Source organism: Mariniflexile sp. AS56 (genome assembly GCF_030552475.1).
Lineage (GTDB): Bacteria > Bacteroidota > Bacteroidia > Flavobacteriales > Flavobacteriaceae > Mariniflexile.
In genome coordinates, this window is record NZ_JAUPED010000022.1 from 33,156 (window position 1) to 46,806 (window position 13,651).

The 13,651-nt window shown below is 39.4% G+C and carries 1 protein-coding gene; it reads left to right on the top strand.

Annotated features, from left to right (window positions below):
* Nucleotides 1-311: 311 nt before the first annotated feature.
* On the top strand, nt 312-13,651 hold a 13,340-nt coding region (locus Q5N74_RS17505), incomplete at its 3' end, for an Ig-like domain-containing protein (protein ID WP_304390290.1).

A 13,651-nucleotide genomic window follows, 5' to 3' on the forward strand; every position in this document is an offset into this window, starting at 1 on the left:
GCAAAAATAATTATTTCATACCGTTAAAGCAGATTAATTACTGTTTTCTTTAAAAGTATTCTTCCATAACGTATTCAATTAAATAGAAGGCCCTCTAAAGGGAGTGTTTCGTGGCTAAATTACTTCAATTTAAGTGTTAAATATTGAGGTTGAGTGAGTTGGGTAAAAAGCCTTTTTTATCGAGTTTTGGTCGTCTTACCAAACGGCGCATCCGTCTACACTTTTTTGCCACTCATCGATATTGGCTCCTAATAAACAATTAAAAGGCGCTTATTTACATTCAGTTACGTCAATTTCTTAACAAGAATCCTATGAATTGCATTAAATGTATCTTTTTAAGGGCCAATAATTTTAGAAGTATTATTATTGCTTCCCTTATTCTTTTGTTTTCACTAACGATATCAGCTCAAACGGCAGATATTCCGAAAGGGTCTATTATTATAGATATGGGTGTGTTTCCACAAACAGTGGGTAACGCACTTAAACCTTATGGTTTGGTTTATGAATTGTTAGATGTTAATAAAGTACCCGTTCTATGGTCAATTAACAAAACTAAATTTAGAAACGGAGTAGACTTCACTGTAGACGGTTTAGATTTTAGAGGTGGTCCTTTTATTATTCATAAAGATTATACTCAAAACCAATCTGTAATAAATAGTTTGGCAAATTGGGAAGCACAAGGTGTTGTAACCTATACTACTTTAACTGACGTAACAGTAGATTTACATAAAGAACTTACCACATTCCCAAACTGGGTAATGGATTTAGATAACGGCGCAATAGGAATAGAGTATATGGAGAACGCTGGTATACCAGCGACGGCATACAGACAAGATACACCATTAAACTTAAATGGTTGTGACGATTTATTTATTTTACCGCATGCCGATCCTACTTGGGCGACTCATGGTATTTTATACGATTGGAATAACACAAGAGCCAACGGAGGTAATGAAGGTTGGTTTTGGGCAGCATGTCACGCAGTTAGTGTATTGGAAGGAATTGAAAACCCATCGGACCCTACGCAAAGACTTAACTTTTTATCAAGCGACCCGGTGCCAGGTTTAATAGATTTTAATGCACATGATGATGGTTCTGGAGGGCCATATACTTATGATAACCCTTCAGATTCTTTTATGCAATTTTTAGGGCCTATTGATGCTGCTACTGAAAATGGATCGGAACAAGTGTACTTACCCAGTCCAGGTGGTAGTTGGAGACCAACAACCACAGTTTCTGTATGGGATGAAAATCAAGCCGATTTATTAGCCGGAAATACACCAGGTAAAGCCGCAAAAGTGGCTTATGGTTTTGGTTTTGGAGATCCTGATAGAGGAAAAATAATGTATGAGGGTGGGCATAGCCATAATAAAGGGTCTGTAGATGATGTCGCTGCACAACGTGTTATGCTTAATTTTTCGTTTGATGCACCAGCAGGTAAAACACCTATTATAGTGAATAACCTGCCTGTTTCAGGCGCTATTGAAGGTGGAGAGTCTATTAGTTTTGATGCTTCGGCAGATTCGCCAATATCAGGAAGTAACATTACATACTTATGGTCTTTTGATGGTGGCGGAGGTTCTTTTGATGATGTTAATATTCCTAATCCAACATTCTCAACATCACCCGTAACTAGTGTTGAAAATTTAATTATAACGCTTATAGTTTCAGATCCTTGTGGTCGTGAAACTTTTTTGTCATTTCCGCTTGCGGTAAACCCACCGCCGGTGGCACCCGTTGCAAATGATGATAATTATTCAACCTATAATACAACTTCTTTCGTATTTAATGCTTTAGATAATGATACAGATGATAACAATAATATAGACACCGCTACTTTCAACCCTACATCTGCACTTACTGTGGCTGGAGGTACTTTTTCAAGTAACGGTAATGGGTTTCTTAATTTTGAGCCTACACCTGGTTATGTTGGTACGGCACAATTAACTTATGAGATTTGTGATACAACAGCCCTTTGTGATACAGCAACTATTACGGTTACTGTAGAATCTAGTGGGTGTGGTGTTAACGAAAAACTTATTGGGTCGCCAGCATATGCCACTACAGTAACATCTGGTAATTTTAAAAATGATACCCGAGCATTAGGCGCCCCGAATGGTAATTTTGCTGAAGCAGATAAAGATGGACGTACTATGGTTCTCGATTTTGGTGCCGGTGTATCTCCTCGTGTGGGTAGTGTTATTAAATTCTATATATTAAGTAAAGATGGAGGTACGTATAATGGTACTATAAATGCGGATAACCAACTTTTGTTATTCCCATTTCCTGCAGCTACAGAAATTGCTGTTAGCACAAGTGCTTTAGCATCCAACCCAGATATTGTTGAGTTTACGGTAACAGAGGTGGGAACACGCTATGTTGAAATTACAGGTATAGATCAAGATTTCTCGGTCGATGCTGTAGAGTATGAACTTGAAACCTGTACTCCTTACGTAAGTCCTGTAACCCAAGACGATTTAAGTGAAGATAATATAGTAGGCTCTGCGGTTCCTGTGTATTTGTTGGCTAATGATTCAGATGCTGATGGTACTATAGACAGATCGAGCATTAATGTGATTGTACCTGCTAACGCTACAGATGTTGTGAATGATGTACATGGTCACGCTATTGGTTTTACAGTAGCTAATGAAGGTGTTTGGTTATTGGACCAAAAATTAGGGATCATTAACTTTACACCACGAGCATGGTTTTTAACAAACCCTACACCTATACAATATAGAGTAAATGATAATGATGCTAATACGTCTAACATTTCAACCATCACTATTACCTATAATCTTATGGATACAGATGGTGATGGCGTACCAAATGGCTATGATTTAGATGATGATAACGATGGTATTTTAGATACTAATGAAGGCTTTTGCTTGGCACCAGAACAATCTGGTACGTGGGGAGGCTCTGGGACTGAGGTTGTTTATAATTTCGATAACGGGGTTATAGCACGTATATCTAATAACGCAACACCAGGTTTTACCGCCAACGGTAATTTTAATGCTGCTGGTAATAACTTCTGGTCTGAAACGCTGGAAGGAGACGTTTCAATAGAAGGGCAATACCAGTGGGGCTCTACAGTTACGGTTAATTTTGAAGATGGGTATGGTAACCCATTAGTTATTGTAAACCCCATTTTACATATTGATAGATTGGGCGAAATAAATGCCGGTAGTGGCGAGCAATATTCAGCAGAAATCACCTTGGTTGGTGGTGCCACATGGACACGATTAACAGGAACAGACGATTTTCTGGCAACACCTACAACCGTAAGAGATGCCGGTGCAGGTTCGCTAGCCGATCCTTTATATACATCAGAAAGTACATTAGATGATAGTGATGGTTCTGCAGCAGGTTCTTTGCAAATTAAAGGTAGAATTTCAAGCTTCCAATTACAAATTTCGCAAGCTGGTAATTTTGGAACGGCAGATATTATGGAAATGATACTGTTTGCTTGTAATTATGTAGATTCCGATGAAGATGGTATTCATGACCACATGGATCCAGATAGTGATAACGATGGGTGTACCGATGCCGATGAAGCATATTATGGTTTAGAACCTGATGCCGATGGTGATAATAATGGTTTTTATGGAACAGGAACTCCAACAGTAGACTCTCGTGGTCTTGTAGTTGGCGCAAGTTATACAGGAACCAATAACATTTACACCAATACCATTCAAAACTCCTGTGATGATGTAGATGGAGATGGGGTGCCAGATGTTGGTGATTTAGATAATGATAACGATGGTATTTTAGATGAAGATGAAACAAGAACAGTAGCTAATTTTCAACCTTCATGTGCAGGAACTGTTTTAAGTTTTATTAATTATACAGAAGAAACAGGCGATGGTAATGCAAGCACCTTTTTAGTAGACGAAGTATTTAGATTTAGCGATGTCGCTGTAGGTTATGATGCTTTAGTAACCATTGTTCAAACCTTTCATGCTGCCGTTGTAGATTTAGATGATAATGCGACAGATATAGGGTCGTTTAAACCCATAACCAGATTTACACTTCCTCATGTTGGTCATGAAGGTTTTGTGGAATATAGAATAGATTTTGTACAAGCGGGCACATCTACACCTGCAGGTTTAGCCGAATTTTTCGTGAACTATAATGATATAGATGGCGATGGCTCGGGCGAATTCTCTGAAATAAATGCAACAACGTTTCCGGTAAGTTATACGCTTAATACGCCAACTAGCTTAACCATGGAAAATAAAGATTTGTTGTATGCTACAGGGCAAGCGGCCGTGTTTAATGGCTCAGGAAATGGCTTTCCAGAATCTAATTTTTCAGCAAGATATACCAATAGAAATTCACTTACACTTAGATTGGGAGGTGTTGCCATAGTTAAGAATGCTACTTCAACAGGAAGGTTGCATAATATAGAGTTTAATTGTGTTAGCAATTATATAAACCCATCAACTATTATTACCGATGCCGATGGCGATGGTATCCCAAATAAATTTGATACCGATAGTGATAACGATGGTTGTGTTGATGCTTTAGAAGGCGATGGCGGGTTTACATTGGCGCAAGTAGCGGGAGATGGTAGCCTTGGTAATGCAGTAGATACTAATGGTGTACCAAGTATAGCAACTGGCGGGCAAGCAAACTTAAGTGCTTATGATGCGAGCGTTACAGGAGACCAATGTGATGATGATGGTGATGGCATTATTAATTTAAATGATATATGTGATGGTTTTGATGATACCGCAGATGCAGATGCAGATGGTGTACCAGATGGCTGTGATTTAGATGATGATAATGATGGTATTTTAGACAGTGTTGAATGTCCTGGTGAATTATATTATAATGATTCTTTTGAAGTGCCAGACATTCAAATATTAGGTGTTGATACAGTAGGAGGAAGACCAGATGCCGATAATGATGGCGAAGTAGATGCCTTATTAGCACAAAACTCTATTGAAGGATGGACTTTAACTGATACCAATAATTTCGATATTGTTTTTGATATTTTTAATGCATCAGCAGGAACTCAAAGTCTAGATTTATACGGAACTCCAAGTGCAACAGGTATTGAAAAAACATTTTTAGGATTTACAGAAGGGGTGCCCGTTAACTTTTCATTAGATTATAGTTCGGTTGAAAGTTTATTTGAAGCCGAAGTATCTGTCGATTATGGAACAGGTCCTATCTTATTAACAACCTTAAAACCAAATAATATTGCAGCGGTAGATAGTCCTGGAGTTGTGGGAGCAAGAGCGTCTTCCATTGTTTGGAATACCTTTACAATTAACTTATTACCAACAGCTTCCGGAACGGTAAAAATAATTATTCAGTCTACGAGTTTAGGTGTGGGGCAAACAGGGGTTTTAATTGATAATGTTATATTATCACAACCTTCGTGTTCAGATTATGATAACGATTCTATTCCAGATTATTTAGATATAGACAGCGATAATGATGGTTGTAATGATGCTATTGAAGCAGGCCATATCGATGCCAATAATGATGGTGAAGTAGATGGTACTGGGTACGATGTTGAAGGTAAAGTAGCTGGGGCAGTTACGGCGTATACAGGCTTAACACCTGCAGTTACAAAAGCGGTACAAACAACGGTTACACCACCAGTAGCAGACGAAACCGTACAACAAGGCGATAATGCGACTTTTACAGCCTCGGCTGCAGCATTAGAGGCTTCTAGTTTCACAGCAGGAACCCCAAATTACGATACGAATGCAGATGCTGGTTTAAGTTTTCAATGGTTTGAAAATGATGTGTTAATGCCAGGTGAAACCGCCAACAGCGTTACGTTAACTGCTGTTACTTTGGCGATGCATTCTAATGTATATAAAGTAGTTATAAGTCATACAGGAAATGCGTGTCCAGTTGAAGATGAAGGTGTGTTGTATGTGCAAGACCCAAGTATTGAGTCTGTTAAGACAGTTGTTTTAACCGATGATGGAAATGGTGTTGATGGCGCTAACGATGTGCTTACCTACACCATTCTTGTAACCAATACAGGAAATACAGAACTTTCCAATGTAAATATTATAGATACCTTATTAGATGCAAATGCAACACCATTAACTTTAACGAGTGGTCCAACATTTGTAGGTCCTTCAAATTTAGGGAGTGTAGAAGGTACGTTGTTAGTCGATGAAATTGCAACTTATACAGCCACATATACTTTAACTCAAAATGATGCGAATGTAGGCGGTGTTTCTAATAGTGTCACAGCAAGTGGAGATACGTCTATCGCTATTAATGTGACCGATGTTAGTGATGATAATGATGATGCCGATGGAAACGTTTTAGACGATCCAACAGAAACAATTATTGTTGCTAATCCTGAATTAATAACTACAAAAACCATAACAACATTTGGTCGTGTGTTAAATGACGTGATTGAATATGATATCATCGTTTTTAATAGTGGTAATGTAACCATAACAAATATAGATGTTACAGATGCTAATGCGAATTTAGGAAGTATTGTTGGTAGCCCAATTGCGACTTTAGCACCCGGAGAAACAGCTATAGTGACGGCTTCACAAACCATTACGCAAACCGATTTAAATGCCAAATTTATAGAGAATAGTGCTTCTGTTTTAGGTGATAGCCCTAACGGAGTGGATGATGTAAGTGATGTTTCAGATACGGATGTTGATGGTAATGGTAGTGCCATACCAAATAATGAAACCATCGAATCACCAAACGGTAATGGAACAACCGATGCTGATGCAACGAACGATCCAACTGTTACTTATTTTAATGGTGTGCCATTAGCCCAAGATGATGCTATTACAGTAAATGAGGATAGCGGTCTTACTATTATTAATGTATTGTTAGATAATGGAAGTGGCGCAGATACTTTTGGTCTTGATGGTCCAAATACAGGAGCTATTTCAATACCTTCTGCAACAAGTGCCAATGGTGGAGCTGTGTCTGTAAATAATAACGGAACACCTACAGACCCAACGGATGATACCATATCTTATACACCTACCGCTAATTTTAACGGGACAGATACTATTGATTATACCATTACTGACGCCAACGGAGACACCTCTTCGGCCACAGTAACCATCACCGTAAATCCTATTAATGATGCGCCGGTAGCCCTTAATGATCTAGCCACCACAGTAACAGAAGATGCCGTAACAATTCCTGTTTTAACAAACGACAGTGATGTAGATGGCGATGTTTTAACCATATCTGGTATTACAGTCCCTCCAACACAAGGAACCGTAGTTATTAATGGCGATGGAACAATTACCTTTACACCAAATGTAACATTTGTAGCGGGTAGTGATACCTTTCAATATGAAGTTTGTGATGGTTCTGGATTGTGCGATACAGCATCAGTAACGGTAACAGTGCCTAAAACGCCTTTACCACCTACAGCAAATTCAGATTCTAAAAGTTTTCCAGAAGATACCACCTTAACGGTAAATGCAGCAACGGGTCTTTTAAGTAATGATACAGATCCAAATGCCGATGAAACACTTACAGTGTCTCAATTTGTAGTGAATTCAATTACTTATACACCAGGTACGACGGTAAATTTAGCAGAGGGTGACTTAACCATAAATGCTGATGGTAGCTATGTCTTTGTACCAACACCAAATTATTTCGGAGCGATTCCTCAAGTTGTTTATACCATTTCAGATGGTAATGCTGGTACAGCTTCTAGTACATTAGATTTATTTGTGGTGTCTCAGAATGATTTACCAACAGCCTTAGATGATGCTGCAACGGTGAATGAAGATAGCGGAGCTACTATAATTGATGTGTTAGCGGATAACGGAAATGGCGTTGATAGCTTTGGTGGTGATGGTCCAAATGGAGGTGCCATTACATTGCCAAGTCCTGTTTCTGCTAATGGCGGAACAGTAACCGTAAACAATAATGGAACACCAACAGACCCAACAGATGATACCGTAAGTTACACACCAGCATTAGATTTTAATGGTGTCGATACCTTTACATATACCATCACAGATGCCAACGGAGACACATCAACAGCCACAGTAACGGTAACAGTAACGGCAGTTAACGATTTACCAACGGCAGTAAACGATGCCGTAACTGTTAATGAAGATAGTGGCGCCAACATTATTAATGTACTAGCCGATAACGGAAGTGGTGCAGATAGTTTTGGTGGTGATGGTCCAAATAGTGGTGCCATAATTTTACCAAGCGCAACATCTGTGGAAGGTGGGACCGTAACTGTAAACGATAATGGAACAACCGATCCTACGGATGACACGGTAAATTATACACCTGCATTAGATTTTAATGGTGTTGATACCTTTACATATACCATTACCGATGCTAATAACGATACATCAACAGCTACAGTAACCGTAACAGTAAATCCTGTGAACGATTTACCAACAGCCTTAGATGATGCCGCAACAGTAAATGAAGATAGTGGAGCTACCATTATTAATGTATTAGCCGATAACGGAAACGGAGCAGATAGTTTTGGTGGTGACGGTCCAAATAGTGGCGCCATAATTTTACCAAGCGCAACTTCTGTTAATGGTGGTACAGTAACCGTAAACAATAACGGAACACCAACCGATCCAACAGATGATACGGTAAGTTATACACCAGCCTTAGATTTTAATGGTATTGATACCTTTACATATACCATTACAGATTCTAATAACGATACATCAACAGCGACAGTAACGGTAACGGTTAATCCTGTTAACGATTTACCAACAGCTTTAGATGATGCCGCAACGGTGAATGAAGATAGTGGAGCTACCATAATTAATGTGTTAGCCGACAACGGAAACGGCGTTGATAGTTTTGGTGGTGATGGTCCAAATAGTGGAGCCATAACCTTACCAAGCGCAACATCTGTAGCAGGTGGTACAGTAACAGTTAATGATAATGGAACACCAACCGATCCAACAGATGATACCGTAAGTTATACACCTGCCTTAGATTTTAATGGTGTAGATACTTTTACATATACTATTACAGACTCTAATAACGACACGTCAACAGCGACGGTAACCGTAACAGTAAATGCTGTGAACGATGTGCCTTTAGCTAAAAATGATGTTGTAACTGTTGTTGAAGATAGTAGTGCTAACATTATTAATGTGTTAGCCGATAACGGAAACGGAGCCGATAGTTTTGGTGGTGATGGTCCAAATAGTGGGGCTATAACTTTACCAACTGGTACAACTACCAAAGGAGGAACCGTAACTGTAAATGATAATGGAACACCAGCAGATCCAACAGATGATACCGTAATTTATACACCTGTTTCAGATTTTAATGGTCAAGATACTTTTACATATACCATTACCGATTCAAATAGCGATACATCAACAGCAACAGTTACCGTAACAGTAAGTGCTGTGAACGATTTACCAATAGCAGTTGATGATGCTGTAACTATCAATGAAGATAGCGGTGCTACCATAATTAATGTACTAGCCGATAACGGAAACGGCGTTGATAGTTTTGGTGGTGATGGTCCAAATAGTGGGGCTATAACGTTACCAAGTGCAACCTCCGTTAATGGCGGAACAGTAACAGTAAATAATAATGGAACACCAACCGATCCAACAGACGATTCAGTAAGTTATACCCCAGCATTAAATTTTAATGGTGTTGATACATTTACGTATACCATTTCAGATGTAAATGGAGATCGATCTACTGCCACCGTAACAGTAACGGTAAATAGTGTGAACGATGTCCCTGTAGCAGTTGATGATAGTTATACCGTTAATAAAAACGTAAGCGTTCAGTTATTACCATTAACGGCAGATTCGGATGCAGATGGTGATACTATAAGTATGGTATCTATCAACGGAATTGCGTTAACTCCAGGAATAGCACAAAGTATAGCGGTAACAAACGGAACCGTAACAACGGATACGGGAGGTATAATCACCTTCACACCAGATACCAATTATAGTGGATCCGTAAGTTTTCCATATGTTATTACAGATGGAACAGCAACTGCAACAGCAAATGAGATTATTACAATCAATCCAACAAACGATGCACCAATAGCAGTTGATGATACCTATACAACAAATGAAGACACAGCTGTTCAATTAGTACCATTAACAGGAGATACCGATGTGGATGGTGATACCTTAAGTATAGTATCCATCAACGGAACTGCTTTAACACCAGGAACGGCGCAAACAATCGCAGTCACCAATGGTTCAGTGAGCATCAATACAGCAGGAGTTATTACATTCACACCAGCTGCCAATTACAACGGTTCGGTAAGTTTCCCATATGTTATTACAGATGGAACAGAAACGGCAACAGCCAACGAAAACATTACTGTAAATGCCATAAACGATGCGCCAGTCGCAGTTAATGATGCTTACACTACAGATGAAGATACTAATATTCAATTATTACCATTAACGGGTGATAGCGATGTGGATGGTGATACTTTAAGTATTGTATCCATTAACGGAACCGCATTAACTCCAGGAACTGCTCAAACAATTGCAGTGACTAACGGATCAGTGGATATCACAATAGGAGGAGTCATCACGTTTATTCCAAACACCAATTACAACGGCGCAGTAAGTTTTCCATATGTTATTACAGATGGTACCGTAAACGCTACAGCGAATGAAACAATTACTATAACGCCGGTAAATGATACTCCAGTGGCGGTCGATGATTTATCAACCACCAATCCAGGTGTGGCCGTGACAATTCCTGTTTTAACCAACGATACAGATGTTGACGGTGATGTCTTAACGGTTTCAAGTATTGTAACAGTACCCGTAAATGGTACGGTTGTAATCAATGGAGATGGAACAATCACCTATACACCAAATCCAGGTTTTGAATTTGGATCAGATACGTTTGAATATGAAGTATGTGACGGTTCGGGATTATGTGATATCGCATTAGTAACCGTTGAGGTTCCAAAATCCTTTTTACCGCCAACGGCAAACCCAGATGCGAAGAGTACTTTAGAGAACACAACATTAACGGTTGCAGCAGCTACTGGATTATTAAGTAATGATACGGATCCTAATTCAGATGAAACTTTAGTCGTTACGACTTTTGAAATAGGCGGAACAACCTATACAGCTGGAACCACAGTTAATTTAACAGAAGGTGATTTAACAATCAATACTGATGGTAGTTATGAGTTTGTACCAGCATTCAATTATAATGGAGCAGTACCACAAGTCACTTATAGCATAAGTGATGGTAATGGAGGCACAAGTAGTAGTACATTAGATATTACGGTAACTTTAGTAAACGAAACTCCTGTTGCGGTTGATGATGCATACACTACAGATGAAGATACGAGTGTACAATTATTACCATTAACAGACGACACCGATGGAGATGGTGATACCTTAAGTATTGTGTCTATTAACGGGATTACCTTAACCCCAGGAACAGCACAAAGTATCGCTGTGACCAACGGTACCGTAACCATTGATATACCTGGGATTATCACATTTATACCAGATGCGAATTATAACGGTGCTGTAAGTTTTCCATATGTTATTACAGATGGAACAGCAACGGCAACAGCCAATGAAAATATTACAGTAACCTCGATAAACGATGTTCCTGTAGCCGTGGATGACGCGTATACTACGGATGAAGATACGAGCGTTCAATTACTTCCTTTAACGGCTGATTCGGATGGGGAAGGAGATACTTTAAGTATTGTATCCATCAACGGGATCACATTAACGCCCGGTACTGCACAAACAATCGCAGTAACTAACGGTACAGTAACTACAGATACAGCAGGAATCATCACGTTCACACCTGCAACCAATTACATTGGAGGTGTGAGCTTTCCATATGTTATTACAGACGGAACGGATACAGCAACGGCGAACGAGATTATTACAATTACGCCAGTAAACGATGCGCCAATAGCGGTTGATGATACGTATACAATAGATGAAGATACAAGCGTTCAGTTATTACCATTAACGGCGGATACTGATGCAGATGGCGATACCTTAAGTATCGTATCGATTAACGGAACAACTTTAACACCAGGAACGGCACAAACAATTACAGTGACTAATGGTACAGTTACCACAGATACAGCGGGAATTATCACGTTCACACCAGCAGTCAATTATAACGGATCAGTAAGCTTCCCATATGTAATTACAGATGGAACAGATACCGCAACGGCGAATGAAAACATTTCTATAACGCCTGTAAACGATGCTCCAGTGGCGGTTAATGATTTATCAACCACCAATCCAGGAGTCGCTGTAACTATACCTGTTTTATCAAACGATACAGATGTTGATGGAGATGCATTAACAGTGTCAAGTATTGTTACACCTCCAGTAAATGGAACGGTCGTAATCAATGGAAATGGAACCATTACTTATACTCCTAACGCTGGGTTTAATGTAGGATCAGATACTTTCGAATATCAAGTATGTGATGGTTCAGGTCTATGTGATATCGCATTAGTAAGAGTTGATGTTCCAAAATCTTTTGTACCGCCAACCGCAAATCCAGATTCGAAAAGTACTTTAGAGAATACGACTCTAACAGTTGCAGCAGCTACCGGATTATTAAGTAATGATACAGATCCTAATGCCGATGAAACTTTAGTTGTTACAAACTTTGTAATTGGAGGTATCTCATATAGTGTAGGGGTAACTCAGAATTTAACGGAAGGAGCTTTAACCATAAATAGTGATGGTAGCTATGAATTTGTACCAGCACTCAATTATAATGGAGCAGTGCCTCAAGTAACATATAACATAAGTGATGGTAATGGTGGTACAAGTAGTAGTACATTAGATATCACAGTAACTTTAGTAAATGACACACCAGTCGCAGTAGATGATGCGTACACTACAGATGAAGATACGAGTATTCAAATATTACCTTTAACAGGAGATACAGATGGTGATGACGATACTTTAAGTATTGTGTCCATCAACGGAATTACTTTAACTCCGGGAACAGCACAAACAATAACAGTTACTAATGGTAAGGTTACCGTTAATACAGCAGGAATAATTGTCTTTACTCCAGCGGCAGATTATAACGGCGGAGTAAGTTTCCCATATGTAATTACGGATGGTACAGCAACGGCAACAGCTAATGAGAATGTCACAGTAAACGCAGTAAATGATACACCAATAGCAGTGGATGATGCGTATACGACCGATGAAGATACAGCTGTTCAATTATTGCCATTAACAGCAGATACCGATCCAGATGGCGATACCCTAAGTATTGCATCGATTAACGGAACCGCATTGACGCCAGGAACAGCACAGTCCATTGCAGTAACCAACGGAACCGTAGATATTGATATCGCAGGCGTGATCACATTCACGCCAGCCGCTAATTACAACGGCGCAGTAAGTTTCCCATATGTAATTACAGATGGTATAGATACAGCAACCGCTAATGAAAACATCACCGTAACCGCCATCAACGATGCTCCAGTAGCCGTCGATGATACGTATACGACCGATGAAGATACGTCAGTTCAATTATTACCATTAACTGGAGATACTGATTTAGACGGTGATACCTTAAATATAGTTTCTATCAACGGAACGACTTTAACCCCAGGAACAGCACAGTCCATTGCAGTAACCAACGGAACCGTAGATATTGATATCGCAGGTGTGATCACCTTCACCCC